Source organism: Fictibacillus phosphorivorans (assembly GCF_001629705.1).
GTDB lineage: Bacteria > Bacillota > Bacilli > Bacillales > Fictibacillaceae > Fictibacillus > Fictibacillus phosphorivorans_A.
In genome coordinates this window covers 2088580-2114250 of record NZ_CP015378.1, presented here as the reverse complement: position 1 = coordinate 2114250, position 25671 = coordinate 2088580, and the positions used below count along the sequence as shown (strand labels likewise).

The following is a 25671-nucleotide window of genomic DNA, read 5'->3' as shown; positions in this document are numbered from 1 at the left end:
TGGGCATTGTAATTGAAAGTGCGCATGACACATACAAGAGGGGATATTAAGCCATATATCCACGGTAATTCCAAATAATTTCACGGTAAATTGTAATATATTCACGTATAAGCTTAATTATTTCACGGATAAAATTTTTTATCCGATATTCGACACAAGATTACTTCTCGTCAAAACTAATCCAAAGCCGGAATTCCCACAAAACTAGTGGCTACTCCGTAATCCCTGCCTGCGTAATTTCCACCTTCACTTTAACGTTGATTGGGATATTAGGATATTGTTCGTCCCAGCGTTTAAAATCAAATCCTCGTGTTCTACTTCTAGCGAGATCTCCTAATCCAATTGTATCAATCTTTGCTTTTTGTAACTTCTTAACGATTTTATTGGTTCGTCTATTCATCGCTTTTTCTGTTGCACTTTCAAGCTGCTCGATAAGATAGGGATCACTCACCGGAATTTTGGGCGCTTCACTAACTCGTCCTTTCACTTTTACCGAAATATCTACTTTTGGTGATCGTTTCACATTTTTGAATCGATATTCTACTTTAGAAGACAGGTTTTGAATCGTGAAAAATTGATTCTTTTTAAATTTCACTTCATAGATACCTTTTTCGAAGGGTTCCATGAGAAGTTTTAAAAGAAAAGAATCTTCAAGTTTTAGTTGTCCCACCATTTTATCGTCTTTTAGAAGTGCTGTTCCTATTACTCTTATTCGATCTCCTTGCTTCTCTAGAAGTGGCAAGTTTGGATCCATCCCTTTACCGTAATACGTATACAAAAAATCATGTAAGTTTGACTTTGGGATGTTCGCGTTCATATTTTGATCAAGCAGCTGAAGCAGATACTTAGAAGGCGTTTCGCTGAGCGGGTATTGTTGCTTTAGTAATGTTTTTGTACTTCCTTTTACGATTGCCATATAGAGGTCGCGACCTAAAGAAGGATCACGTTGAAGGGTGTCTACTAGATCATAGATGCCCTTTTCAGCTAAACGTTTATTATATAGAGCAATATCTAACCGTCCGATTTCAAATGGTTTAGGTGATTCAGCTTGTTCTAATGCTCTTGCCATCTTGCTCGTATTCGTGGTTGCTGTGAAAACTTCCGAAATAGGAGGAACATCTTCACCGCGTTGAGGAATCGCTACCATTCCGTTCAACTCCACTTGGCTGTTTGACTTATAATCATAACCTACGGCGGAAACGAGTTGAACATCTTCTAGAATCTTTTTACTAGGAAAACAGCCTGTTAAAAGGATTAAAGTGAAAACGAAAATAAGATTTTTTTTAACCATTATTGGTTTTCCTTCCTTTTCCTAAAATAAGTTGGATCACAAATAGAAAGGGAATGTAAGCATATAGAATATAAAAACCAATCTGAGAAACTTTCGTGTTCAGTATGTCTACTTGCTGCCTGTCAACGATTAAGATACTGCATATGAAAATAACGAACATCATGGTACGAAGTGCGCTTTTTTGCTTAATTTTATATAACCGGTGAATTCCACGGCTAACCGACCAAAAACCAATACAGATGTTAGGAAGAATGACGAAGAGCCAAAGCGCGATCCCTGCATATTCAAAACGTTGTGCAAAAGGAAGGTCAACGATTTTCCAAAGCGTTAATGTCGCCCAGATCGTATGTTGAAGCTGCTCTTGATTAAAATAGACAAACGATACAAACACAGTGATCAGGTAAGTAAACATCGTAAACAGGTTCCCAAAATGAGCCCATTTTTGAGACTTCTCAGGATGTTTTAAGAAAGGCAGGTATAACAAAATGAGTTCAAACCCTAAATAATCAAGAGTAACCCCTTTTGTTGCAGCCATCAGATCACTAAAAGAATGATCAAGAATAGGTAAAAGATTGGTATAATGTGCATTTTTAAGTGCGTAATATTTTAATAAAAATAAAGGCAATGACATAAAAAAACCTAATACTGAGAGCCCTGCTACAACTCGGATTCCTCCGATAACGTAGGAATAAGCTAGTCCGAGTAGGATAAAGGAGATGATTGGTGTTCCAAGTTCAGGAAAGACCCAAATCTGAATCACTTCAATGTACGTTCTAAGTACAGTTAGAATGGTAGAACTAAAATAGATTAAAATCAGAAAGCTTAGCGTACCACCGATCCATCTGCCAAATAGGTTTCTATGTACGCCAATAATATCAGCGTTTTCTCTTGAAAGAACACGATAGATCATCCAGATCAACACATTAAAGGAAAGACCCCCGATGATTACTGAAATCCATGCATCATGTCCTGCTGTTTTTGCGATATACCGCTCGAATCCGAGAATCCCTACTCCAATCTGCATAGTCGTAACCATATAAAAAGCCATGTAAGGTGATATCTGTTTGTTTTCACTGATCTGAGACATACATACCCCTCGCTTTTTAATCTTCTATGTCATGTTTTTCTTTTGCACGCTTTTTATTCATTTTCGCCTTATCTTGCGGTCGAACGGATGATGGGCGACTGTTCTGCACACTAAACGGCATACGGATAAGAGCGTCTTTTAAATCATTTACGCGAAGTGGGTAAAGAGGTGCGATGTATGGTCTACCAAGTGATGTGAGTTTCAACAGATGAGAGACGATAAAAGCAAAACAGATCGCAACCCCAAGTACACCTAAGAACTGCGCAAATAATAAAAAGGGAAAACGAAGCAAACGAATCGTATTACTCATCTGATAAACAGGTGTTGTAAAAGAAGCGAGTGCGGCTAGAGCTACGATAATTAATAAAACGTTACTCGTTAAACCAGCTTGAACCGCTGCTGTCCCGATTACGATACCTCCAACGATACCGATTGTTTGACCGACTTTTGAAGGTAGCCTTGCACCAGCTTCACGTAATAACTCAATCGAAAGCTCTAGCACAATAGCTTCTAGTATAGGCGGAAACGGGATGTCGTTTCTTGATGCCACAAGTGTGGCTAAAAGATTTTCTGGAATCATCTCATAATGAAACGTTAGTACGGCAACATAAAGCGGCGTTGATAACACTGAAAACATAACCGCCATCAAACGGATCAACCGAAAGGCAGAAGCGAGCGTCCAATTTAGAAAATAGTCTTCAAAAGCTGAAAAAAATTCTACAATAGTTGTCGGGCCGGTCAGTGCATGAGGTGATCCGTCAGCCATAATCGCCACTTTTCCTTCAGATAAAACACTGGCTACTCGGTCAGGTCTCTCTGTATCGATGAGCTGTGGAAAAGGAGAGTTCTCATTGTCTGAGATCATTTGATTGATATAGGAACTGTCTACGACATGATCGTATTCGATATCATTAACACGTTGAATCGCGGTGTTCACATTCTCTTCATCAGCGATTCCATCAATATAGATAATCGCCACTCTTGTTTTAGAAAGTTTTCCAACACGCACTTCTTTTACTGTAAATTCAGGAATAGGTAGTCGTTTTCGAATCAAGTTAAGATTGGTATCCAAAGATTCTACGAATGCTTCCTTAGGACCAACTACACTAAATTCGGTTTCAGGAATCGAGATCTGTCTGTTCTCAGTCGATAGACTGGGAACGAGCAAACCTTTTGGGTCATCTTTATTCATTTGTATGAGAATAAAGCCTTCTGTTACTTTGTTCGCGATTTCATGAACATCGTCCGTTTTGACCATTCCATCTAACGGAAGATGTTTTTGGATATCGTCTAAGTTTTTGAGAGGGATTTCAGTTATATAAGGTAATAAATCACGATGAACAAATTCGGGATTTACAAGTGTTTTATAATACGAGATATAGAAGGTGCTTACAGATGATTGCTTTACAGTAGAAAAATCAGCTGAAGCCGTTAGCTTTTTCATAAGTTCTGGAAATGTCAATGTACCTTTTGGAGAATTGGAAGTTGCCTCTTGTTGTTGTTTTTTCTTTTTTTTCTTAAAAAATATCATTGATATCACCCGTTCGTTAGTGCGTCGTGAACCTACTACATTTGTTTAGCATTTCCTTGGCACATAAAAATATTCTCTAAGGTAGGATGTAAGGTTACTGTAATATTTGCATTGACATCAATTAGCAAGTAGCCTATGATTATCCTTAAATAAAAAAATAAACAAACTCTTATTAGGAGCAGGCGGAGGGAATTAGCCCTATGAAGCCCGGCAACCATCGGCGAAACATGAAAAGTTTTGACCGAAACGGTGCTAAATCTAACAGCATTCTTTGCTGAGAGATGAGAGAACGAACGGATATTTTGTATGAAACCGTGTTCTCTAAGGGAACATGGTTTTTTTGTTATAGGAAAGTAATTATACGGTTAGGATTAAAAAGTATTTTAAAAGAGAAAAGGAGTGGGTGATATGGTGGCATCAGATTGTATATGGTGGAAGGGAAGAAAACTTGCTCACACCCTCCATTTACCTCACGCAATTGGGGTAGGTGAAAAGAAGACTCCGTTAATCATTATCTGCCACGGTTTTACAAGTACTCGAATTGGCGTTGATCGATTATTTGTAAAAACGGCTCAAGCTCTTGTTAAACTTGGATATGCTGTATTGCGTTTTGATTATGCAGGCTGCGGTGAGAGTGAAGGAGAGTATGGAGAAAATGAATTTGCCTGTTTTATTGAACAGACGAAGGAAGTAATTTCTTTTGGAAGCAAACTTCCTAGCGTTGAGGAACATTCCATAACGTTGATCGGTCATAGTTTAGGTGGAGCTGTTGCGTCTTGCACGGCAGCGGAAGATAATCGAGTTCATAATTTCATCACATGGTCAGCTGTAGGAAATCCATTTGCCGATATTAAAGAAATCGTTGGTTACAACGGAGAGCACGCTGTCGTTGATCACTTAGGATATGCCATTACAGAAGAATTTTTATTTTCCCTAAAATCCTATTCGCCACTAGAGGCTATCCAGCAATTTAGTGGAAACGCACTGTTTATCCATGGAACTGGCGACCCAGTTATTTCTTCTAATTATTGTAGGGATTATTATGAACGCTCTATTTTAGCGAAAAGAGGTACATGTTCCATGTTGTTAATAGAAGGTGCTAACCATACGTATTCTTCTATTAAGCATTTTGATCAGCTCATAACTGCTACTTCAGAATGGTTGCTAACGAATGTGAAAGTACCCGTTCAGAATACTTTTAAAAAAAGTGTTTGACATTCCATTGAATACCTGTAATAATACAAAGTAATTTGATAGGAATACTCTTATTGAGAGCAGGTGGAGGGAATTAGCCCTATGAAGCCCGGCAACCATTCATGTTGAACAGCCAACATGAAAACGGTGCTAAATCTAACAGTGGTCACACTGAGAGATGAGAGGATAATCGGAAATTTTTTTCGAAAAGCCTTCTGTCTCTTTTATGAGATCAGGAGGCTTTTTTGTACCACCTCTTAATAGAGTCTTTATCAAAAATAAATAGAAATGTATGGATAGGGGATCAGAACATGAAAAGAATCATCCAAGTATTACTCGCAAGTTTGGCAGTATTCTTATTAGCAGCTTGTGGCTCATCTACAAGTGGTGGAGAAAAAACAGAAAAGCTAGTAGTTGGAGCATCAAATGTACCACACGCTGAAATATTAGAAGAAGCGAAGCCGCTTTTAGAGGAAAAGGGTATTGAACTAGAAATTGTAAAATTCCAAGACTATATCTTACCGAACAAGTCACTTTATGAAAAAGAAATAGATGCAAACTATTTTCAGCACATTCCATATTTAACTCAGCAAGTGAAAGATAACCCGAAGTATAAGTTTGAAAACGCAGGTGCTGTTCACTTAGAGCCAATGGGTGTTTACTCAAAAAGACATAAATCATTAAGAGATATTCCAAATGGTGGGAAAGTAATCTTGAGCAACTCTATCGCCGAGCACGGCCGTATCCTTTCAATCTTTGAAGCAGAAGGACTAATCAAGCTTAAAGAAGGAACAGGTTATGAAGCACAAATAAGCGATATTGTAGAAAATCCGAAAAAACTAGAATTTGTAGCAGACATCGACCCTGGGCTTTTAACAAAAGCTTATGAAAACGATGAGGGCGATGCGATTGTGATCAACACAAACTATGCGATCGATGCAGATTTGAACCCGAAGAAAGATTCTATCGCGTTGGAGGGTTCTGATTCACCATTTGCGAATATCATAACGGTTCGTGAAGGCGACAAAGATAAAAAATCGATTAAAACCTTATTGGAAGTTCTTCATTCAAAAGAAATAACCGATTTTATCGATAAAGAGTATAAAGGTTCTGTGTTAGCTGTTAAAGAGTAATTAAAAGAGCTGTCTAGATGGGGAAGTTACTCATCTAGGCAGCTTTTATTGTGAGTTGGGTTGTTTGTTGGGAGTTCTAGAAATCTCTTTTTATGGAATTAAGTCTTAAAAAGGAAATATAAGTCTAAATTAGAAAAAATAAGTCGTAATGAGCTTCGATTAAGTCGTTCTAGAGGTAAATTAAGTCTAATTCCAGAAATAAAGGCCGTTCGACAAAACTGACATCATTCACACCCAACAAAGCGCGGTATGATATGATGGAGACGGAAAATATAAGCTTATAAATTATGGTGTTAAGCGGGTGGAAAAGGAAATGGCAATTGATTTTTGGTCACCTGTCAAATTATCACTCGGCATAGCGGTGGCTGCTTCATTATTTGTGATTATTTCAGGTGTTTTTTTGGGAAGAGTCATGGCTCATCAGAATTTTAAAGGGAAAACCTTGATGGAAACACTATTCTTACTTCCACTCGTATTACCTCCGACGGTAGTAGGTTTCTTGTTGATCGTGATATTCGGTAGAAACGGTCCAGGGGGACAGCTAGTAGAGTGGGTCTTTAACCAACCGCTCATGTTTACATGGTGGGCGGCAGTTATAGCATCTGCAGTTGTTGCATTTCCACTTATGTATCAATCGGCGAAAGCGGGATTTGAATCGATCGACGCAGATATTGAGAATGCGGCAAGAGTGGATGGAGCGAATGAATGGGACGTATTACGAAAGATTTCTGTTCCACTATCTGTTAGAGCTATCATATCTGGTGCCATCCTCAGTTTTGCTCGCGCATTAGGGGAGTTTGGGGCTACGCTCATGTTTGCTGGAAACATTCCAGGAAAAACACAAACGATATCTACTGCTATCTATATTGCGATTGAATCAGGTCATATGAAACTTGCTTGGATGTGGGTCGCGAGTGTTATCGGAATATCATTCTTCATGCTAATCGTCGTAAATCGAATAAGGACTTAACAAAAGGAAAGAACCTATTGAAGTGAATTGGGTTCTTTTCATTGTCATTGTCATCTACAATCTATTCTAAAAAGAGATATTGTTATATCACTTAAAGAAATAAACAAAAAAACCGTAGCCGCTCATAAGCCGGCTACGGTTTTTCTATAATGCTAACTAACTTCTTGTTTGTATTGCTCTGCTTTCATTGTGTTAAATTGACCTTCCCATTTGGACATCACGACAGCAGCTAACGAGTTTCCTACTACGTTTACAGCTGTGCGTGCCATATCTAGGATACGATCAATACCCGCAATAAATGCAAGACCTTCTAATGGAATTCCAACTGTGCCAAGTGTTGCTAAAAGAACGACGAATGAAACGCCAGGAACACCTGCAATCCCTTTTGACGTTACCATCAATACAAGTAATAACGAGATTTGCTCTGCGATTGTTATTTCAATGCCGTACATTTGTGCAATAAATAATGCTGCAATGGCTTGATAGAGAGTGGACCCATCTAAGTTAAATGAGTATCCAGTTGGAATAACGAAAGAAGTAATGGCTTTCGGACATCCGAACTTCTCCATCTTTTCCATGATTTTTGGCAATACGGTTTCAGAGCTAGCCGTTGAGTATGCTAAGATCAGTTCGTCTTTTAAAATTTTGATCAATGTAAAGATATTAACTTTGACCATAGCTGCAACGCCACCTAGAACAGCGATGACAAAGAAGAACATTGCTCCATAAACGACTAGAACCAGTTTACTTAATGGAACGAGTGATTCAATACCAAATTTTGAAACCGTAACACCGATTAGTGCAAATACTCCGAACGGAGCAAGTTTCATGATTTGATTTGTGATATAGAACATAGCGTCAGCCGTTCCTTGGAAAAAGGCTAATACCGGTTTTCCCTTTTCGCCGATCGCAGCGATCCCTAGTCCGAATAATACGGAGAAGAAGATGATTGCCAACATATCTCCTTCAGCAAGTGATTCAAAAAGGTTTGTAGGTACGATGTTTAAGAACGTTTCTGCAAAGCCGTGACTTTCTACAGACTCTGTCGTCTCCACATAGCTCGAAATATCACCTTTTGATAACGATTTCATATCCACTCCTGCTCCAGGCTGGAATATGTTAGCGATGAATAGACCAATTACGATTGCTAAAGTTGTAATGATCTCAAAATAAAGAATCGTTTTACCACCGAGTCGTCCTAATTGTTTTATATCACCTACGCTTGCAACACCTACGATAAGGCTTGATATAACAATAGGTACAACGATCATTTTTATCAACCGAATGAAGATATCTCCAATCGGTTGTAAATATCCTTGAACGGTTTCATTTCCATAGAACAGCGCACCGATAAGAATACCGAATGCTAGTCCGATCAAGATCTGCCATGCAAGACTAATTCTTATTTTTTTCACATTGAGTCACCTTCTTCTTGATGTTAGTTTTCTGAGTTGCCACATAAAAGACATTTTAGCGAGTTGAAGGAAAGGTTGTCAACGCAAGAAATTGGCAATAAATAAAGGGTGATGGGAGGAAGAAATATGCATTTCTATTTATTAGAAATGTTTGAAAATTTTAATGTTTACAAAAATAATAAATGCTTGTAAAATTACAAAAGCGTTATTCGACTTTTATCGACATTTATTGGAGGACTTATGAACTTATTTAGAAAAAAGTTACTAACTACAAGTCAGAGCAATGATCAATCTTTGAATCGTGTTCTTGGTGCAGTTGACCTTACGATGTTAGGAGTAGGGGCCATTATCGGAACAGGGGTATTCGTGCTTACGGGGGTTGCTGCTGCAAAATATGCAGGTCCAGCTCTTATCTTATCTTTTATTATTGCGGGGCTGGCGTGTGTTTTTGCGGCACTTTGCTATTCCGAATTCGCATCTATGATTCCTCAATCAGGTAGTGCTTACACTTACAGTTATGTAGCATTCGGTGAAATCTTTGCTTGGATTTTGGGATGGGACCTCGTACTTGAATACGGTCTCGCTTCATCAGCTGTAGCGAGTGGTTGGTCAGGATATTTCCAAAGCCTTTTAACTGGTTTTGGTATACATCTTCCAACAGGAATTACAAGTGCTTTTAACCCTTCAAAAGGAACATACATTGATCTGCCTGCTGTAATGATCATTTTGCTTGTTACACTTCTATTATCAAGAGGGGTGAAAGAGTCGGCAAAATTCAATTCCATTATGGTTATCGTGAAAGTGGCAGTTATTCTCTTATTTATTGCAGTCGGTGTATGGTATGTGGAACCTGCTAACTGGGAGCCGTTCGTACCGTTTGGATTTTCTGGTGTAGTAACCGGAGCTGCAGTAGTTGTTTTTGCATATTTTGGTTTCGATGCTGTATCCACAGCTGCAGAGGAAGTGAAGAATCCTCAGAGAAATCTACCCATCGGAATCATTTCTGCCTTAGCTATCTGTACAATTATCTATATCGTGGTTTCACTTATTCTTACTGGGATTGTTCCTTATAACATGCTGAATGTTAAAGACCCTGTTGCGTTCGCGTTGCAATTTATCGGTCAAGATTGGGCAGCTGGTTTCATTTCATTAGGGGCAATCGTAGGGATTACAACCGTGCTAATCGTCATGATGTTCGGTCAAACAAGATTGTTTTATGCGATGAGTCGAGATGGACTTCTTCCAAGTAAACTGTCGGCGGTTCATCCAAGAACGAAAGTACCTCTTCCAAGTACATGGACAACCGGATTATTAGTTGCCTTATTTGCTGGATTCGTACCTTTAGACAAATTAGCAGAACTTACGAGTATCGGTACATTGTTTGCCTTTGCTACTGTATCTTTAGGAGTTGCCGTTCTTCGTAAAACACGACCTGATATAGAACGCGGTTTTAAGACACCGTGGGTTCCATTAATTCCAGCATTAGCTATTATTTTCTGTGTGTATCTCATGCTCCAACTTTCAGCATTCACATGGAAAGGATTTGTGGTTTGGCTTGTTATCGGTCTAGTTCTTTATTTCAGTTACGGATACCGTCATAGCAAATTGAATAGCACTAAGTAATCATAACAAAAGCTACCTGAAGTCCAGGTAGCTTTTTCACTTTACTTCAGAAACGCGTTGTTTCGTGTTATACTTCTAATAGTAAAAAAGAAAGGGGGGAGTAAGAAATTGCGGAAATTTTCTTTATTTGCACTATTGTATGTATTTGCGTTTACATCACTTTTTCCTAACTATAATATGGAAAATTTATTCTCGCCACCTCAAAATGACGTTTATGAACTATCCTCAGCGTCGATCGACGAATCAACAATCATTGGCGAATATCCAACAAAAAGTAAAAAGTTAAAAAAATCCGTAAAAGCTGTATATACGGATAACCAAATACCGTTAGAAGAATACCATCATGATTATGTATTCCAAATTTACAGCCAAGTTAACAACAAGATTGTACGACTTACCCCCTATCAATTTCAATCGAATTACCTCTGACTATCATAACAATCCCAATATCTTTTAAAAAAACCTTCAACGCAAGGTTTATTTAGCAGCATTATCTATTCAAAAGCACGTTTCGAAAAAACACGGAATCGAACGTTTATTTGTCGTGCTTAAAATACGAACAAAGGGAGATTGTTATGATCGTTAAAGAAACAGAATTACCTGGAATAGGCAGAAAGTTTGAAGTGGAGATCGCGAATAGAGATAAAGTCGTCGTAATTGTTCATGATGATGGAAGAAGAGAAATTTATCACTTTGACAAACACGACTATGAAGAAAGTCTTTCATCAGTCACATTAAGTGATACCGAAGCTAGACAGTTTGCTGCAATTATTGGAGGAATGATCTATCGGCCAAAAGCACTTGAAACGATTGAAATGGCATTCGATGAACTTATGATCGAGTGGTATCGCGTTGATTCCAATGCGTTTGCAGTTGGAAGAACGATCGGGGAGCTTGATATCCGTCAACAATACGAAGTGTCTGTCATCGCGATCATCAAAGGAAATAAAAAAGTATTGAATCCAGGTCCTGAAACCATGATCGGCTCTGGAGATATGCTAGTCATTTCAGGAGAAAGACCTGGTGTTAAACGAATCATTAAGGAGATGTTTTCAGCTGAGGTGAGCAGTGAATGACAAATCATCTTGTACTAGAAGTTGGTACAGCACTCATCATCATCGCGCTTGCTGCTTTACTCGCAAATAAATTAAAATTTTCTATCATTCCGTTTCTTATCATTTTCGGAATGATTGTAGGCCCACATGCCCCTGTAATTGGCGTACTGGACTTTACGTTTATTAATAGCAACGAAATCATTACCTTCTTTGGCAGAATCGGCGTCTTGTTCCTGTTATTCTATCTCGGTCTAGAGTTTTCAGTAGGTAAGTTGGTTCGCTCTGGAAAAAACATCGCTGTTGGGGGAAGTATCTATATCCTTATCAACTTCACATTAGGATTGGTTTATGCCTATATCATGGGCTTTCCTCTACTAGAGGTTTTGATCATAGCTGGAATCATTACCATTTCTTCTAGTGCGATCGTCGCAAAGATCATCGTTGATCTACGGCGTACTGCAAATCCTGAAACAGAATTGATCCTCGGAATCATCATGTTCGAAGATATATTCTTAGCTGTCTATCTCTCAATCATTTCAGGGTTAGTGTTAGGAGATGCAACTTCTGTTCTAGGTGTTACAAAATCCATTTTAATCGCATTTGGTTATATGATTTTGTTCTTCGTTATTGCAAGAACGTGTACAAAACACTTAAACAGACTGCTTAATATCACATCTAATGAGATTTTTATTATTGTGATCTTCGCCTCGTTGTTCTTTATCGCAGGTTTTTCAGAAACCATCCACGTAGCAGAAGCAATCGGTGCTCTTTTGTTAGGCCTAGTTTTTTCTGAAACGGAACATAGTGAACGTATAGAGAAGATGGTCATACCGTTCCGAGATTTCTTTGGTGCGATCTTCTTTTTCAGCTTCGGGTTAAGTATAGATCCTTTTACGTTAGGCGGAGCGGTTTGGTTAGCGCTTGGAGCAGTTCTGATCACGATCATTGGTAATTTTGTAGCAGGAATGATCGCAGGTAGAAAGGCAGGCCTGTCTCATAAAGCTTCTTCCAACATCGGTCTCACGATCGTTTCAAGAGGAGAGTTCTCTATTATCGTAGCAAATATTGGTATGGCTGGCGGTTTGGCTTCTGTATTAAAACCATTTTCAGCACTGTATGTTCTGATCTTAGCGATACTAGGACCATTGCTTACAAAAGAGTCAAAGAAGATTTATCATGTATTGAATGGAATTTTCAAATGGAAAAAAGAAGAGCAGCCTCAACTTAAAAAGAAGGCAAACTGAGTATGTATGAAGAAAACACAGCGTCTCTATCTAGAGAGCTGTGTTTTTTTTACATGCCATGCGCTTAATCATTCTTATCAATAATTACGGCAAACTTACTATGTGTTAAATAACTTATTCGTATGGATTTGTTTTTGAAATGCTCTTTATAACGTTTAGCGGTAATATTCAAATGTGACACTATAACTTTTTTATGTTGAATCGTTATAGAAGTAACATAATCCGGACCGTTTATATAACCATCAAATGTTAATGAAGAAGGGACGCCTTCTACTGATTCGAAGTTTCTAACTTCATATAGATCTATATCTTCATATAGTTGAAACAAGGTGTGCGCAAAAGTTAATGAAAATGCAAGAGAACCAACTATTACAACTGAAATAAGAATACGTTCTATCCAATTGTTTATACTGGAATAACTTGCAACAAAACCAATGAAAAGTGATAGCAGTGACATCGATAGAAACAAGAAAAGCTCTGACAAAACAAGGTGATCTTGAAATACTGTCGAAGATAAAAGTAAACTTAGTGCAGAAAATAGTAGAATCACAAAAAGTAAGACGAGAGGAATCGTGCTCGGAGTTTTAAAGCTTCGAGATCCCGTGATTCTTTTCTTTTTTCTATAACCCATAATCATCCTCTCCTTTATAGAATGTATTCAATAAAGCTAAACCACTATTCATGAGAGTGAAGATTCATCTCGACGGTTCGCAAATAACAAGATTAGCTTATGGAGAAAGGACAGTATGGTATGAAATTAACTCAAGCCCAACAACTTGCCATAGAATACGTTGAGCGTTATGCATCACAACATAAAGATGATGCTCAAGCTACTATTCAACACATAATAAGAATGGCAAACATACCTGATGATGTTTTTCGACATGCGATCCTTAAACTTAAAGAACACGCTCGCATCGCCCTGCATTTTCATCCGGATCGCCCAAACTCTTCTATGATAAATATTGCAGAAGCTTTGTATCAAGATGGAATTTATAAAAGTCAGTTTGAAACGTTGCTTTCAAACGGCAGTGTTTCTGCATATCCCGGAGGATTACGTGATCAGTGGGAAGAACAGTTATTTGGAGGAGCTTACCAGATAGAAGGGACGACTCTTAAGGAACGAGCAAAGTATGGTGCATTAAACATCATGAATCATGCAGATGGGCCAGCACCAAGGTTTGGTTCATGTTATTTTTTACTCAAACCTGAAGTTTCAAAACGAGCTACCTTTACATACCTTGACTCTCATCAGAATCCTAAAGAAAAAGGTACTTTTGGAGAGTTTGATATGATACTTGCAGCTTTATTAGAGGAAATCTTTACGAGAGATTTTGCGCTAGGAGAACCTAATCTTATGGTAAGTTCGTTGATTCGATACATCGTTCACAAAATAGAGGTTCCTTTTGAAGATCCTGCTGTAAAACAAGTGTCCCGAAATCTAAATCACTACATTGAAGCTCAGGTTCACGGTGATGTTTCATTAAAAGAAGATGTAGACATTCTTGTTGCAGATCCTTCATTTATTGGAACAAAGCTAGGACAAACGCTCACAAAACTTTGTGCAAAATATAATGTAAAGCTATATTTCCATAGAGGTTTTCAAATGTCAGTGGATCAAGTTCCATCTGATTTTAGAGGAGCGGATATGCCATCATTAGCAAAACGAATTGCTAAAAATCAAATGATTGATGCACATCTTGTAGGTGAAGCAGTTATGGAGCTAAGGAAACATCCAGAAATTTGGAGTGACAGAGGGACTAATAGTGAAGTCTTACAAGAATTGAAGCTTCTATGGCACATTTTAGTGAAATATGGAAATCCACATCTAAAAAAATGATTGAATATCCTTGCGTTTTAGATATTAATCTGTTAATATCGTTTCAATGCTAACGATTATGAAAATTGATAAGGAGTGGATCATATCTATTCTTTTGATGAGTACGGTGAGTTATTACCGGAAGAGAAGGACACCATCAATCAATTGACGAAAGCACCGATTGAATCACTCAATCTGCACTCTATTACGGTAGTGACAAATTTGTATCGAACTGCTCAAGGACTTCGCAATAAAATGGAACGAGAAGTACTAGCCAAGCATGGGTTGTCTTGGACGTCTTTTTCTATTCTGTATGATTTGTGGATATGGGAATCCGTTGAAACGAAAAAATTAGCGCTATCCGCAGGAGTTTCAAAAGCGACCATAAGTAATATCACGAATACATTAGAAAGAAAAGAATTATGCTATCGTAAGGTGGACAATCGAGATCGGCGCATCACATGTGTTGTTTTGACTGATAAAGGCAGAAAAGTGATGGAAGAACTTTATCCAAGGTTTCATGAAGGTGAAGTTCAAGTCGTTTCTTCTTTGTCCGTGGATGAGCAGAAATTAATATCAAGCTTGTTAAGAAGAGTTATACGAGAGAATGATTTTTAACTTTATATAAAAATGCGATGACAGGAAACGCAGTAGCAATGATCTCCCTGTTTTAGAGAGCTGGTGGTTGGTGCGAATCAGCACAAAGATCATGTGAATTACATTTCCGAGAGCTTTCTTTGTTATGTTTTATTGAAACAAACGACGAAGAACGGGAAACCGTTATTTACATTTGAGTGGAAGAATGATTTCTTCAATTAGGGTGGTACCGCGTGTAAAAGTTAGACCACGTCCCTTTATTATAGGGATGTGGTCTTTTTTATTTTATAAATGGCATTTTAAAATCTTAAGAGGAGGAAAATAGGATGAATCAGATTATGGAACAGCTGAATGAGAAGCAACTAATTGAAGTGAAGAGGCAGATGGACATCTATAAACAAGGCGTTCAAGATATTATTCCGACAGAAGAGCTCGAAACCAAAGTAGCAAAGTCGATTTTAGGAAATTCTCCTTTAAAAATAAAGCTCGGTCTCGATCCTTCAGCTCCAGACGTTCATCTTGGTCATACGGTAGTGTTGAACAAATTAAGGCAGTTTCAACTGAACGGTCATATCATTCAATTGATTATTGGTGATTTTACAGGAAAAATCGGGGACCCTACAGGGAAATCTGTTGCTAGAAAACAATTAACAACAGAAGAAGTAGAGCACAACGCAAAAACATATTTCGAACAGTTTGGTAAAATCATTGATATGGAAAAAGTAGAGTTACACTACAATTCCAAATGGCTTTCTAAGCTGAATTTTGAAGATGTGATCAATCTTGCTGGTAAGATTACGGTAGCAAGGTTATTGGAACGAGACGATTTTGATGAGCGAATATCAACTGGAAAGCCGATCTCGCTACATGAATTCTTCTACCCGCTCATGCAAGGTTACGATTCTGTTATGCTGGAATGTGATATTGAACTAGGTGGAACAGATCAGCACTTCAACATTTTAATGGGAAGACACTACCAAGAGAAGTTTGGTAAAGAAAAACAGGTTGCTATGCTTATGCCGCTTCTAGAAGGACTTGATGGCGTTGAGAAAATGTCGAAATCCAAGAAAAACTACATCGGGATTGATGAAGCTCCGCAAGAAATGTACGGAAAGGCGATGTCTATTCCAGATACGCTTATGATCAAATACTTTGAACTGGTAACAGATTTAAATACAGAAGAAATAAATACTATCAAATCAGTTGTTGAGAACGGAAATCTTCACCCTCGAGATGCTAAGATGCTTCTTGCACGAACGATTGTACGCATGTACCATGGCCAAGAAGCTGCGGAAGAGTCAGAAAAACATTTCATTTCCGTGTTTCAACAAGGCTCTTTGCCAACGGATATTCCAGTCGTCCAATGGGATGGTCCTGAGGAAATCTCGATCATCGACTTAATGGTTGAGTTAAAGATGCTTTCATCAAAAAGTGAAGCGCGAAGAATGATCAGCAACCGCGGTGTTAAAGTCAATAACGAGAAGGTGGAAGATACAAGTTTTAGCCTTCACTTATCTGAGGGTATGGTCATTCAAGTTGGAAAACGTAAATTTGTTAGAATTTCATTGAATCAATAATGAAAGACAACTGAAACTTTTTTTATAAGAAAAAGGCGGTCGTATGAAATGGAAATCACATGGAAAGAAGTCTCGTATATAAATCAGAAAAATTTGCAAGAAGCTCTCACTCTGTATCACGATTCATTTCCAATCGAGGTTCGGGAACCAGAATCAGTATTTCTTCAAAGTTTGAGAAATGCTGAAACACGTTTGCCAAATCAATATCACTTCCTTGTTGGATATAAAGATAATGAATTAATCAGTATGGTAACAGCTCATTACCTTGCTGATGTAAATACAGGCTTTATCGTGTATCTCGTTACAAATCCTAAAAGCAGAAGTAAAGGTTTAGGAGCACAATCTCTTCAAGTAATTGAACACATTCTTCAAGAAGATAGCACTGCTGCTGGATATGAGTCACTAGATGCCATCGTACTGGAGACTGAAACACCAGAGATGGTTCATAGCGAAAAAGAAAAGGATGACTGCCTAAAACGAACGAATTTTTTTATGAGAAATGGTTTTTACAAAGTTAAGGATTTTCTTTATCTACAGCCACCCATACATGATGACGGTGTAGATGTTCCTCTACATTTATTTATAAAAACAATAGGAAAACAAGAATTGCCGTTATCTGAAGTGAGGCGAATCGTAAAAGCTATGTATGTGGAAAAGTATTATCATGCTAACGGTATTGAAAAAGAGGTTCTTAATCGTTCTTATAACAAAATGAACGTAGAAAAATCGAGTCTGTTCTACTAAAATGATGGAGGGGTTACATCATCAGAAAACCACTAATGATTCTTGTCATATGTGTGATCTTCATGACTGCTTGTGAGCAGAATGAAAACAGAGAGTACGTACATTGGGGAGAAAAAACAGAGATAGATATACAGAGATTAACTAACAACCGAATTGATTTCAAAGTAAAGAACGATAATATTTATATCCCAGAAGAGCTATTAAAAAATGCTGTAGCTTGTTGTACTTGATAACTTTATTAATTTTAAATCTAAAAAAACAAGGCACTTTGATCGGGAAGTAGCCTTGTTTTTTTAGATTGAGCTATTTGAAAATGTTATTTATATATATTGTGATATTTACTCCCTTGAACAATTTGTTCAGCATTAAGTTTGGTCCACTCTTCAATGGAAAGATGGGGATGCTTTTCTAAATAACTTTTAGTCATTTGAAAACCTACTTTATAATTTGACCATTTAGGAATGTTTTTCATAGCATTCCCATCAAAAAATTCATTATATAAAGATGGATCTAATGAATCCTTATTTACATGTAACTGTCCCAATACATGGTTAAGATCTACCTCAGATAATGGCTTTGTCCATGGTGTTGTATGTTCAGGATAGATGATAGAAGCAAAGTTATCTGCTTTACCTTCAAATATGAATTTTTCAATGAGAGATATATTAAGATTCGATGCACTTTCTAAAAATTTTGTATGATGATATTCATGTGCAATGAGATATTTTAAAGATTCTTCTGAATAAGAAGGTGAAATTTGTAGCAGAATTACATTTTGACTTAGCGTCCATCCGGCTACACCTTGCATCTCCTGTATCGCTATATTGCTTTCAGGATTATTCGGCATAATAAAAATAGTTTTATCTGTACCAGGAAATTGCTCTGAAGATTTGATGAGTGCACGCTTAATAATAGCGTTTATTTGTTTTTGTTGCTGAAGGAGTTTCTTAGTATCTTCTGCAAGTTTCTTAGTATCATTTGTTGGTGAGAAATAATCAAAATAACCACTTTGAATGTCTACATTTTCTTTGGATGCCTTGTTTTGGAACGGAATAACAACTTTTTTGTTGTATTCTTGTTTGTTGTTCATTGAAGGAGATTTCTTTATAAAGTTAGTGTAATCTAGTACTTCTTCATAAAGAGGAATGATTTGAAAGGTTTGATTATCTTGTGAGAAATCATATGAAATTTGGTCTGAATCTTTATCACTTTTTACAGTTTTAGTTGAACAGCTTACTAGTAATAATGAAATGAAAAGTAACAAAATGAAATGATATGCTTTTTCCATCTTCTGAAATCCCCCATGAAATAATTTAATTAATAATACCATATATAGGGAATTTGTAAGCCTTACTTTAATATATAGACTTTGAAATTTTATCGTTATGAGATTAGAGTATCTCTATTTAAGTAATTACCGTAGGCTCCATAACAGTCAAAGTTCGATTGATCGTATTCATATTGACATTAACACCTATAGGAATTGCCGCTTTGTAATAACCGTGTGCACTTGTTAAATTCGTCATCAATGGTTTACCAAGTGGAACAAGAAATTCATCGACTACATTTTCAAACGTCTTCCCATAAGCAGGCTGACATTGTGTGCATTCTCCGATGATGATACCGATACAATCCTCAAATTTACCAGCGAGCTTTAAATGATTTAAATATCGATAAACGGTATTTACCGGCTCGTGTGTATCTTCAAGAAATAATATTTTTCCCTTTGTGTCTATTTCATAAGACGTTCCTAAACTATCGACTAGTGATGTAAGATTTCCACCTACTATAACCCCTGTAACATTGCCTGAAACTTTACTTATAAGCGGGATATCTGGAGGATTCATAATCTGCCAGGGTGCAGTTGATCGCGTGATGCTATTAAAAAACTGGCTGAAATTATAAGATGGGGTACTTGAACGGAAATCTAGAAGCATCAGACTTTGAAACGTAACCAGATCTGCAAGTTGATACAAAACATTTATTAAAATGGTAACATCACTGTACCCTGAAATAATCTTTGGATTACTTCTGATAATATTATAATCGAGATAGGGAAGAATGCTTGCTACTCCCACACCACCTCGTGTTGGAAAGATCAACTTCACCTGTTTGTTTTGAAACATCTTCATCAAATCGGAAGCTCGTTGCTGTGGTGTTCCTGACAAAAAACCATTTGTTGCGTATACATAATCTCCCACGATCACTTGAAAACCCATATTCTCTAACATTGTAATTCCTTGATTGATTATATTTGCTTCAAGAGGGCTACCTAAAGTAACAATTCCAATGGTGTCGCCTTGCTGTAACTGCTGTGGTTTGATCGACATCGTAATAACTCCTTTCGGAGAACCAAAATCCTATACGCTATTATATTGATTAAAAGAAGATCATATGAAAAAACGTCCAGAAAAGACGCTCTGAACGTTTTGATAAAGTGCCTATTCTTCTTTTGAAAAAGGTGTATCTTGGTAAAAATAATTTGGTTTAACAATTTCATTTTTGTATGGCTTATGAAAGATATGTGTCGTTGCAGGACTCATTGGTGGAATGAGCCAAGCCCAGTTACCGGTTACCTTTCTGCCACTTTCTGATTCTTTTTCTTCAAATTTTTTGAACTGTTGAGCTGCAGTATGATGATCTACGATACTAACACCATCTTCTCGAAAGGAATGAAGTACTGCTATGTTTAGTTCAACAAGTGCTTTATCTTTCCATAAAGAAATTGAACTTTTTGTATCTATACCCATGCATGAAGCAATCTTCGGAAGCATATTGTAACGCTCTTCATCTGCTAGATTTCTTGCTCCAATTTCAGTCCCCATATACCATCCATTAAACGGAGCTGCCGTGTAACGAAGCCCGCCTATCTCTAAAGCCATATCGGAAATGAATGGAACACCGTACCATTTTAGCTCTAGATCTTTAAACCATTCAAACTCAGGGTGACGTATCTCTACTTCTAGAGTTGAAGATTTCGGTAGTTCAAATAACTTAGGAGGATTGTTGTTTACTTGAATAACTATAGGTAAGATATCAAATTCTCCAAATTTCGGTTCCCAACCGAGCTCTATGCATATTTTTGTAAATTCTATGGAAGAAGGATCTCCAATAATACCAGTCTCCACTTGATAGCCCGCGTATCGAATTAATTGATGATTCCAGATACGTACATGTTGTTTATGGGATTTTGGAGGGAAGATTGTTATCGTTGGCCGAATTCTTCCATGGTTAGTCGCATATTTCATGTGATCTATGATTGCCATAAAAATTTCTTCTTCTGTTTCAACATGTCGTCGATCGAACGTATGCATCTGATCCCAAAACAATCTTCCGATACAACGATTACTGTTGCGCCACGCTAGTTTTGCACCATAATCTATTTCAAACGGTAAGTGTGAATACGTACCATCAATTTGAATTTCTTTTGCGATTTCAGAAATCCTATCATCTATTTCGCTCTGTGTTTTATTCAACTCCTGATAACAGGATGTGATGAATGTTACTGCTTCTTGTAAAAGATTCATTTCCAAAATAAAGCCCCCAACAAAAATAAGTGTATTATTATAATAGCCTAGTTTAGAAAGAATTACCGCTTGTAAGTGTTACAAAATAAGAACAAGAGGAAGGGGAAGAAATTTCAATGAGAGCACCTTACCAGGTTCTGGTGATTCCTTTTATATGTAATGAGAATGGTGTAGAGTATGCTATTTTGAAACGTTCAGATATGAAATATTGGCAAGGTATTGCAGGTGGCGGAGAAAACGAAGAAAACCCTGAACAGACTGCTAGAAGAGAGGCTTTTGAAGAAACAGGTCTAGGTGAAGACTGTAGGTTAATCACATTAGATACGAAGACTTCATTGCCAGTTGAACACGTTGTTGGCCACTTTCTCTGGGGGGAAGATGTTCTCGTCATTCCAGAACATACTTTTGGTATAGAAGCCACTGATCAGAAACTTAATCTTTCTAAAGAACACTCTGTTTACAAGTGGGTTAGCTATGAAGAGGCTCTTAGCTCTTTGAAATGGGATAGCAACAAAACGGCACTATGGGAATTACATACACGATTAAAGATCAGAGACCACCAAAAGGAAAATAATGCTAAACTATAAAGGTTGAAGGAGGAGTTTATAGCATGGCTCATACAGATTGTTTAATATGCGAACGGATCGACATGATTCAAAAGGGTACCAATCCTTATTTCGTAGCGGAATTAAAGACTGGTTTCGTCGTGATAGGTGATCATCAATATTTTAAAGGTTATACACTTTTTCTTTCCAAACAACATAAGACCGAACTGCATTTTTTAGAGTCAGAAGTAAAAAAGACGTTCTTAAATGAGATGAGTCTGGTTGCGGAAGCTGTTTATAAAGCCTTTGGTGCAGAAAAATTAAATTATGAGTTACTAGGCAATGGCGACTCTCATCTTCACTGGCATCTCTTTCCTCGACGAGAGAATGATTCACCTGTAAAAGGTCCGGTATGGTGGGTAGACAAAGAAGAGATGTTTTCTGATGAAATCAAACCTTCTCAAGATCAGTTGGAAATGATGAAAAATCGTTTGTATGCTGAATTAAGCAAATTAGTTGCTGTAACCAATCGTTAAAAGAAAGGAATGAAGGAAGGAGATGATTGAACATCCTATGATTGAAACGGATCGCTTGATCTTAAGAAAAGTAACTCTTGATGATGCGAAAGATATGTTTGACTATCTATCAGACTCTGAGGTTGTAAAGCATATGGGCATCGCACCTTATCAAACGGTTGAAGCTGTTCATGAAGAAGTAGAGTGGTACCATTCAATCTTAAAAGAACAAACTGGAATTCGCTGGGGAATCACATTAAAGAATTCCGATAAAGTGATTGGAAGCTGCGGATTTCTAAATAGAAATGGTAAGCATTTTCGAACAGAAGTAGGATTTGAACTGAATAAAGAATATTGGGGTAAAGGTGTTGCTCGAGAAGCATTAGAAGCTGTTGTAACGTTTGGGTTTAAACATATGAAACTGGAACGAATTGAAGCACTCATAGAGCCGGGAAATATTTCATCTCAAAACTTAGTAGAGAAAATTGGTTTTGTTAAAGAGGGGTTGTTAAGGCATTATGAATACACATGTGGCAAGTTTGATGATCTTTTCATCTACTCATTCCTGAAAGGTGATAAAACAAACCGTAAATCCGAACATTAAATAAAAAATATAATTTAATGTTAAGTTTTATGTTGAAAACAAAAGTTTTTATTGTTATATTATCAAAGTAACATACATAAAAGCGAATTACTCGTATATGCTCGGTAATATGGTCTGAGTGTTTCTACCCGGTTCCCAATGAAAGAACTGGACTACGAGTTGAAGTAAATGGCTGACTAGTTATCCTTATGGATTTGATCAGCGATGATTTAGCAATTTTCTTTTGCTTAAAGATACTTTAACTCTGTTAGTCTAGAGGTAGGAACATCTACATTCTCTAGGCTATTTTTATTGAGTATATTCTAGTAATCCGTGACATCTGGAGGGTAATAGACAATGAAAAAATACGGATTATTAGCAATCGCAGCGGTTTTAGTTCTATCCGCATTAGCTGGATTCAACTTCAACCAAACAGCATCTGGAAAAGAAAAAGCAAAAAGACCGATCATCATTCAAGGGCCTATGCCAATTGAGGCTGAGAACTTTGCAAAACGCCTAAAGAACGTGAAAGAGGAAAAGTCTGGTAACTTTGTTTTTTATAAAGGAACACTAAATAACTATCCCGTAATTGTTGCAAAAACAGGTAAGGGTATGGAAAATACAGCTGCTGCTACAGCAATTGCAATTGAAAAATATAAACCTGCTGCAGTCATTAATCAAGGTACATCTGGAGGACACGATCCGAGTTTGAATGTATTTGATATCGTTTTAGGGAAAAGAACAGTGAATCTTGGGTCTTTAAAAACGCCTCACAAAGAATCTAACGAAGGAATTCACCCTACATCATGGATTCCAATGGATCTCATGGCATCGGAAGGTAGTGCCGGGGAGGATCCGAACGCAGAGAAAGCACGTTACTTTGAAGGCGATGCAACCCTTTTAAAAGCTGCTCATGCAGTTAAAGAAAAGTATACAAAAGGGAAAGTTGTAGAAGGTACGATCGGTTCTGCAGACGTTTGGAACAATGAAGTGGATCGTATTAAATGGTTCCATGAGAACTTTGGAACTTCAGTTGAAGAGATGGAAGGAGCATCAGCTGCTCAAATTTCTAAAGCTTATAATGTGCCGTTTCTAGGCATACGGGTTCTTTCCAATAACAAAACAAATGGCGGGCAATATGATCCTACAACCGCAGCTGCCAATCAAGATTATGTATTTGAAGTGGTTAAGAAATACATCTCTATGATCAAAAATAAATAAGGTAAGGAAACCCCGCTAACCGAAATTTAGCGGGGTTTATTTTTCTAAAATAGCCTTATTGAATTTTTTAAGTAGATGACCAAACTGCTTTCGTTCTTCATCTGTCCAATCATCTGTAAGTACTTCAAAACGATCGAGTCGAGCTTTTTTATACTCATTAAAATCTTCTGTACCTGAATTTGTTAGTTGTAGGAAGTAAGCTCGACGATCCACATGATCTGGAACTTTGTACACATATCCCTTTTTCTCAAGTGATGCAGCTTGTCGACTAACTGTTGATGTATCGAGCTGCAAGTTTTCAGCAAGCGTCTTTACACCAAGAGGTCCATGAACAGACAATTGATGCAGAAGGAGGTAGGCTGATCTGTCTAGATTACCGATTTTGTTTTTGGATGTGATTGAAGTGACGCGCCTTACAAGAACAGCCATCTCAAGTTCGATCTTTTCGAGTATAGAATTTTTCATCGTTTTTGCCACCTTTGTATACAAAACTCTATCAACATGATAACCGATTCAAGCATGATTCAACAACAGAATCATGATTTGACAGCTAAGTAGTTGTACTATACAATTATATAGTTGTATTATACAATAAGTTACAGAGATAATAAAATATAAAGGAGATGTGAGAATGTCAACAAACACACAAAGTGTTGGTGGAGCTAAAGTTTCAGGAGTTTCGCTCGATAAACAAAGTTTATTTCATCAGCCAATCTCCGTATGGGCTGTTTTTTTCGCTTGTATAACAGCTTTCATGGGAATGGGCTTAGTAAATCCAGTTTTACCATCAATTGCTGAAAATCTTCAAGCATCACCAAGTGAAGTAACGTTACTTTATACGAGTTATAACGCAGTAATGGCATTTGCCATGCTGATCACAAGTACTGTATCGTCTAGACTTGGCAATAAAGGAACGCTATTGACCGGAGTATTTATTATAGCGATAGTATCTGCACTAGGGGGCTTTGCTGATAACATTTGGACATTAGTAGGTCTTCGAGCAGGTTGGGGATTAGGTAATGCACTCTTTGTTGCAACAGCATTGGCTGCCATCGTATCCCTTTCAAGCAGCGGAACAGCTAAGGCTATTATTTTATATGAAGCAGCAGTTGGTTTAGGAATTTCAATTGGGCCTTTACTCGGGGGTACACTAGGTAGTATTTCTTGGAGATCGCCTTTCTTAGGAGTTTCAACCCTCATGATTCTGGCATTCATGATTCTTTTGGTATTGATGCCTAAACCTAATGTACAGACAGTAGTGAAAAAGAAACGGACACCTTTATCTGCACCGTTTAAAGCCATGAAGCATCGTTCACTTCTCGTACTAGGAATTGTTGCAGCACTATATAACATAGGATTTTTTACAATCATGGCTTACGCGCCCTTTGTTTTAGGGTTACATCCTAAGGGACTCGGTTATGTGTTCCTAGGTTGGGGGACGTTGCTAGCGATCACTTCCGTTTTTATGGCACCAAAGCTTGAAAAAACGTTCGGAACAGTTAAATCTATGGCGATTATGCTTTTCTTGTTTGTAGCCGATCTTGTAATCATGGGATTATTTACTTCAACTCAATGGGTGATCATTTCAGCGATTGTTTTTGCTGGGGCGATCTTAGGCAATACGAATACGTTAATTACAACGGCTGTAATGGAAGCGGCACCTGTTGAACGTTCGACTGCGTCAGCAGCATATAGTTTTCTTCGTTTTTTAGGAGCTGCAATTTCGCCTTACATGGCGGCAAAGCTCGCGGAAATCTATAATCCACATCTACCGTTTTATGTAGCTGCGGGATTTGTATTCTTATCTATCGTTTTCATCGGATGGAACTACAAACATCTGGCACACGTAGATCGTATGGATACCGCGCATTAATAATAGTAGAGAAAAAGCCTGCTCCGAGACTTGGAGCAGGCTTTTTTGATTGGAGAGGATAAATGAATTAACGAGTTATCAGCTTCAATCCACAAGTTTTAGGCTTGAATCCACGAGTTTTGGACTT

General features: G+C 37.6%; 25 protein-coding genes, 3 riboswitches and 1 other annotated feature. Of the genes, 16 read left to right on the top strand and 9 right to left on the bottom strand.

What is annotated here, in order from left to right; all coding sequences use genetic code 11:
* Positions 1-211: 211 nt before the first annotated feature.
* Genes ABE65_RS10825 through ABE65_RS10815 form a run of 3 tightly spaced genes read right to left on the bottom strand, consistent with a single transcriptional unit; the run spans position 212 to position 3909 of the window.
* Positions 212-1291 carry a Ger(x)C family spore germination protein gene (locus ABE65_RS10825; RefSeq protein ID WP_066394639.1) on the bottom strand — a complete coding sequence of 360 codons (1080 nt, stop codon included), beginning with the start codon at positions 1289-1291 and terminating at the stop codon, positions 212-214.
* The gene (locus ABE65_RS10820; protein ID WP_066394636.1) at positions 1284-2378 is read right to left on the bottom strand and encodes a GerAB/ArcD/ProY family transporter; all 1095 of its coding nucleotides are present in this window, start codon (positions 2376-2378) and stop codon (positions 1284-1286) included. Before ABE65_RS10820 ends, ABE65_RS10825 begins: the two co-directional genes overlap by 8 nt.
* 16 nt (positions 2379-2394) lie before the next feature.
* Positions 2395-3909: a spore germination protein gene (locus ABE65_RS10815; RefSeq protein WP_066394634.1), complete on the bottom strand. Its 1515-nt coding sequence runs from the start codon at positions 3907-3909 to the stop codon at positions 2395-2397.
* Positions 3910-4075: 166 nt separating this feature from the next.
* A riboswitch (SAM riboswitch) is annotated at positions 4076-4197 on the top strand.
* A gap of 120 nt (positions 4198-4317) precedes the next feature.
* Between ABE65_RS10815 and ABE65_RS10810 the strand changes: the two genes are divergently transcribed.
* The 3 genes from ABE65_RS10810 to modB all read left to right on the top strand — a co-directional run bounded on the left by ABE65_RS10810 (position 4318) and on the right by modB (position 7206).
* Positions 4318-5124 carry an alpha/beta hydrolase gene (locus tag ABE65_RS10810; RefSeq protein WP_066394633.1) on the top strand — a complete coding sequence of 269 codons (807 nt, stop codon included), beginning with the start codon at positions 4318-4320 and terminating at the stop codon, positions 5122-5124.
* A gap of 47 nt (positions 5125-5171) precedes the next feature.
* Positions 5172-5288: riboswitch (SAM riboswitch) on the top strand.
* Positions 5289-5414: 126 nt separating this feature from the next.
* Entirely contained in the window at positions 5415-6236 is an 822-nt protein-coding gene (locus tag ABE65_RS10805; RefSeq protein WP_066394631.1) for a MetQ/NlpA family ABC transporter substrate-binding protein, read from the top strand.
* A 313-nt stretch (positions 6237-6549) separates the two neighbouring features.
* Positions 6550-7206 (top strand): molybdate ABC transporter permease subunit, encoded by a 657-nt coding sequence (modB, locus tag ABE65_RS10800; RefSeq protein ID WP_066394629.1) that lies wholly within the window; start codon positions 6550-6552, stop codon positions 7204-7206.
* Between the two features lie 152 nt (positions 7207-7358).
* Here the strand turns inward: modB and ABE65_RS10795 are convergent, their stop codons facing one another.
* Entirely contained in the window at positions 7359-8612 is a 1254-nt protein-coding gene (locus ABE65_RS10795) for a cation:dicarboxylate symporter family transporter (RefSeq protein ID WP_416202850.1), read from the bottom strand.
* A 249-nt stretch (positions 8613-8861) separates the two neighbouring features.
* Between ABE65_RS10795 and ABE65_RS10790 the strand changes: the two genes are divergently transcribed.
* The 4 genes from ABE65_RS10790 (at position 8862) to ABE65_RS10775 (ending at position 12543) form a co-directional block, all read left to right on the top strand.
* Positions 8862-10244 carry a branched-chain amino acid transporter BcaP gene (locus ABE65_RS10790; RefSeq protein ID WP_066394623.1) on the top strand — a complete coding sequence of 461 codons (1383 nt, stop codon included), beginning with the start codon at positions 8862-8864 and terminating at the stop codon, positions 10242-10244.
* A 108-nt stretch (positions 10245-10352) separates the two neighbouring features.
* On the top strand, positions 10353-10673 hold the full coding sequence (locus ABE65_RS10785) for a hypothetical protein (RefSeq protein WP_066394620.1): 321 nt from the start codon (positions 10353-10355) through the stop codon (positions 10671-10673).
* Positions 10674-10819: 146 nt separating this feature from the next.
* A complete protein-coding gene (locus tag ABE65_RS10780) occupies positions 10820-11320 on the top strand; it encodes a cation:proton antiporter regulatory subunit (RefSeq protein WP_066394618.1) in 501 nt (166 codons plus the stop codon).
* Positions 11317-12543: a cation:proton antiporter gene (locus ABE65_RS10775; protein ID WP_066394615.1), complete on the top strand. Its 1227-nt coding sequence runs from the start codon at positions 11317-11319 to the stop codon at positions 12541-12543. Before ABE65_RS10780 ends, ABE65_RS10775 begins: the two co-directional genes overlap by 4 nt.
* Positions 12544-12607: 64 nt before the next feature.
* Here ABE65_RS10775 and ABE65_RS10770 read toward each other — a convergent pair whose 3' ends face one another.
* Complete coding sequence (locus tag ABE65_RS10770; RefSeq protein WP_066394614.1) at positions 12608-13174, bottom strand: hypothetical protein; 567 nt, start codon at positions 13172-13174, stop codon at positions 12608-12610.
* A 120-nt stretch (positions 13175-13294) separates the two neighbouring features.
* Here ABE65_RS10770 and ABE65_RS10765 point away from each other — a divergent pair, with 120 nt between their 5' ends.
* From ABE65_RS10765 to ABE65_RS10750, 4 genes are all read left to right on the top strand, one after another.
* A complete protein-coding gene (locus ABE65_RS10765; protein ID WP_066400037.1) occupies positions 13295-14383 on the top strand; it encodes a DUF3626 domain-containing protein in 1089 nt (362 codons plus the stop codon).
* 84 nt (positions 14384-14467) lie between these two features.
* Positions 14468-14980 (top strand): MarR family transcriptional regulator, encoded by a 513-nt coding sequence (locus tag ABE65_RS10760; protein WP_066400035.1) that lies wholly within the window; start codon positions 14468-14470, stop codon positions 14978-14980.
* Positions 14981-14988: 8 nt separating this feature from the next.
* Positions 14989-15219 (top strand) — a binding site (T-box leader).
* A gap of 66 nt (positions 15220-15285) precedes the next feature.
* Positions 15286-16536 (top strand): tyrosine--tRNA ligase, encoded by a 1251-nt coding sequence (gene tyrS / locus ABE65_RS10755; RefSeq protein ID WP_066394611.1) that lies wholly within the window; start codon positions 15286-15288, stop codon positions 16534-16536.
* Positions 16537-16584: 48 nt separating this feature from the next.
* Entirely contained in the window at positions 16585-17280 is a 696-nt protein-coding gene (locus tag ABE65_RS10750) for a GNAT family N-acetyltransferase (protein WP_066394608.1), read from the top strand.
* Positions 17281-17596: 316 nt separating this feature from the next.
* Here ABE65_RS10750 and ABE65_RS10740 read toward each other — a convergent pair whose 3' ends face one another.
* The 3 genes from ABE65_RS10740 to ABE65_RS10730 form a co-directional block, all read right to left on the bottom strand.
* The gene (locus tag ABE65_RS10740) at positions 17597-18568 is read right to left on the bottom strand and encodes a DUF2268 domain-containing putative Zn-dependent protease (protein WP_066394598.1); all 972 of its coding nucleotides are present in this window, start codon (positions 18566-18568) and stop codon (positions 17597-17599) included.
* 118 nt (positions 18569-18686) lie between these two features.
* Positions 18687-19610, bottom strand: coding sequence for a S66 peptidase family protein (locus ABE65_RS10735; protein ID WP_066394596.1), 924 nt, complete (start codon positions 19608-19610; stop codon positions 18687-18689).
* Between the two features lie 111 nt (positions 19611-19721).
* The gene (locus ABE65_RS10730; protein WP_082861569.1) at positions 19722-20807 is read right to left on the bottom strand and encodes a nitric oxide synthase oxygenase; all 1086 of its coding nucleotides are present in this window, start codon (positions 20805-20807) and stop codon (positions 19722-19724) included.
* 116 nt (positions 20808-20923) lie between these two features.
* Between ABE65_RS10730 and ABE65_RS10725 the strand changes: the two genes are divergently transcribed.
* The 4 genes from ABE65_RS10725 (at position 20924) to ABE65_RS10710 (ending at position 23671) form a co-directional block, all read left to right on the top strand.
* Positions 20924-21394 (top strand): NUDIX hydrolase, encoded by a 471-nt coding sequence (locus tag ABE65_RS10725; protein ID WP_066394590.1) that lies wholly within the window; start codon positions 20924-20926, stop codon positions 21392-21394.
* Between the two features lie 23 nt (positions 21395-21417).
* Positions 21418-21888: an HIT family protein gene (locus tag ABE65_RS10720; RefSeq protein ID WP_066394589.1), complete on the top strand. Its 471-nt coding sequence runs from the start codon at positions 21418-21420 to the stop codon at positions 21886-21888.
* 22 nt (positions 21889-21910) lie between these two features.
* Positions 21911-22471 carry a GNAT family N-acetyltransferase gene (locus ABE65_RS10715; protein WP_066394586.1) on the top strand — a complete coding sequence of 187 codons (561 nt, stop codon included), beginning with the start codon at positions 21911-21913 and terminating at the stop codon, positions 22469-22471.
* A 71-nt stretch (positions 22472-22542) separates the two neighbouring features.
* A riboswitch (purine riboswitch) is annotated at positions 22543-22646 on the top strand.
* A 161-nt stretch (positions 22647-22807) separates the two neighbouring features.
* Entirely contained in the window at positions 22808-23671 is an 864-nt protein-coding gene (locus tag ABE65_RS10710; protein ID WP_066394584.1) for a 5'-methylthioadenosine/S-adenosylhomocysteine nucleosidase, read from the top strand.
* Between the two features lie 36 nt (positions 23672-23707).
* Here ABE65_RS10710 and ABE65_RS10705 read toward each other — a convergent pair whose 3' ends face one another.
* Positions 23708-24136 (bottom strand): MarR family winged helix-turn-helix transcriptional regulator, encoded by a 429-nt coding sequence (locus ABE65_RS10705; protein WP_066394581.1) that lies wholly within the window; start codon positions 24134-24136, stop codon positions 23708-23710.
* Between the two features lie 166 nt (positions 24137-24302).
* Between ABE65_RS10705 and ABE65_RS10700 the strand changes: the two genes are divergently transcribed.
* Positions 24303-25544 carry an MFS transporter gene (locus ABE65_RS10700; protein WP_066394579.1) on the top strand — a complete coding sequence of 414 codons (1242 nt, stop codon included), beginning with the start codon at positions 24303-24305 and terminating at the stop codon, positions 25542-25544.
* Positions 25545-25671 lie beyond the last annotated feature (127 nt).

Excerpts from the sequence above, each read along its gene's own strand:
- ABE65_RS10700 (WP_066394579.1), top strand. The coding sequence starts at position 24,303 with ATGTCAACAAACACACAAAGTGTTGGTGGAGCTAAAGTTTCAGGAGTT.
- ABE65_RS10780 (WP_066394618.1), top strand. The coding sequence starts at position 10,820 with ATGATCGTTAAAGAAACAGAATTACCTGGAATAGGCAGAAAGTTTGAA.
- ABE65_RS10805 (WP_066394631.1), top strand. The coding sequence starts at position 5,415 with ATGAAAAGAATCATCCAAGTATTACTCGCAAGTTTGGCAGTATTCTTA.
- ABE65_RS10720 (WP_066394589.1), top strand. The coding sequence starts at position 21,418 with ATGGCTCATACAGATTGTTTAATATGCGAACGGATCGACATGATTCAA.
- ABE65_RS10730 (WP_082861569.1), bottom strand. The coding sequence starts at position 20,807 with ATGAATCTTTTACAAGAAGCAGTAACATTCATCACATCCTGTTATCAG.
- modB (WP_066394629.1), top strand. The coding sequence starts at position 6,550 with ATGGCAATTGATTTTTGGTCACCTGTCAAATTATCACTCGGCATAGCG.
- ABE65_RS10740 (WP_066394598.1), bottom strand. The coding sequence starts at position 18,568 with ATGGAAAAAGCATATCATTTCATTTTGTTACTTTTCATTTCATTATTA.
- ABE65_RS10750 (WP_066394608.1), top strand. The coding sequence starts at position 16,585 with ATGGAAATCACATGGAAAGAAGTCTCGTATATAAATCAGAAAAATTTG.
- ABE65_RS10735 (WP_066394596.1), bottom strand. The coding sequence starts at position 19,610 with ATGTCGATCAAACCACAGCAGTTACAGCAAGGCGACACCATTGGAATT.
- ABE65_RS10775 (WP_066394615.1), top strand. The coding sequence starts at position 11,317 with ATGACAAATCATCTTGTACTAGAAGTTGGTACAGCACTCATCATCATC.
- ABE65_RS10705 (WP_066394581.1), bottom strand. The coding sequence starts at position 24,136 with ATGAAAAATTCTATACTCGAAAAGATCGAACTTGAGATGGCTGTTCTT.
- ABE65_RS10725 (WP_066394590.1), top strand. The coding sequence starts at position 20,924 with ATGAGAGCACCTTACCAGGTTCTGGTGATTCCTTTTATATGTAATGAG.
- ABE65_RS10765 (WP_066400037.1), top strand. The coding sequence starts at position 13,295 with ATGAAATTAACTCAAGCCCAACAACTTGCCATAGAATACGTTGAGCGT.
- ABE65_RS10790 (WP_066394623.1), top strand. The coding sequence starts at position 8,862 with ATGAACTTATTTAGAAAAAAGTTACTAACTACAAGTCAGAGCAATGAT.
- ABE65_RS10810 (WP_066394633.1), top strand. The coding sequence starts at position 4,318 with ATGGTGGCATCAGATTGTATATGGTGGAAGGGAAGAAAACTTGCTCAC.
- ABE65_RS10820 (WP_066394636.1), bottom strand. The coding sequence starts at position 2,378 with ATGTCTCAGATCAGTGAAAACAAACAGATATCACCTTACATGGCTTTT.
- ABE65_RS10770 (WP_066394614.1), bottom strand. The coding sequence starts at position 13,174 with ATGGGTTATAGAAAAAAGAAAAGAATCACGGGATCTCGAAGCTTTAAA.
- tyrS (WP_066394611.1), top strand. The coding sequence starts at position 15,286 with ATGAATCAGATTATGGAACAGCTGAATGAGAAGCAACTAATTGAAGTG.
- ABE65_RS10815 (WP_066394634.1), bottom strand. The coding sequence starts at position 3,909 with ATGATATTTTTTAAGAAAAAAAAGAAAAAACAACAACAAGAGGCAACT.
- ABE65_RS10715 (WP_066394586.1), top strand. The coding sequence starts at position 21,911 with ATGATTGAACATCCTATGATTGAAACGGATCGCTTGATCTTAAGAAAA.
- ABE65_RS10710 (WP_066394584.1), top strand. The coding sequence starts at position 22,808 with ATGAAAAAATACGGATTATTAGCAATCGCAGCGGTTTTAGTTCTATCC.
- ABE65_RS10825 (WP_066394639.1), bottom strand. The coding sequence starts at position 1,291 with ATGGTTAAAAAAAATCTTATTTTCGTTTTCACTTTAATCCTTTTAACA.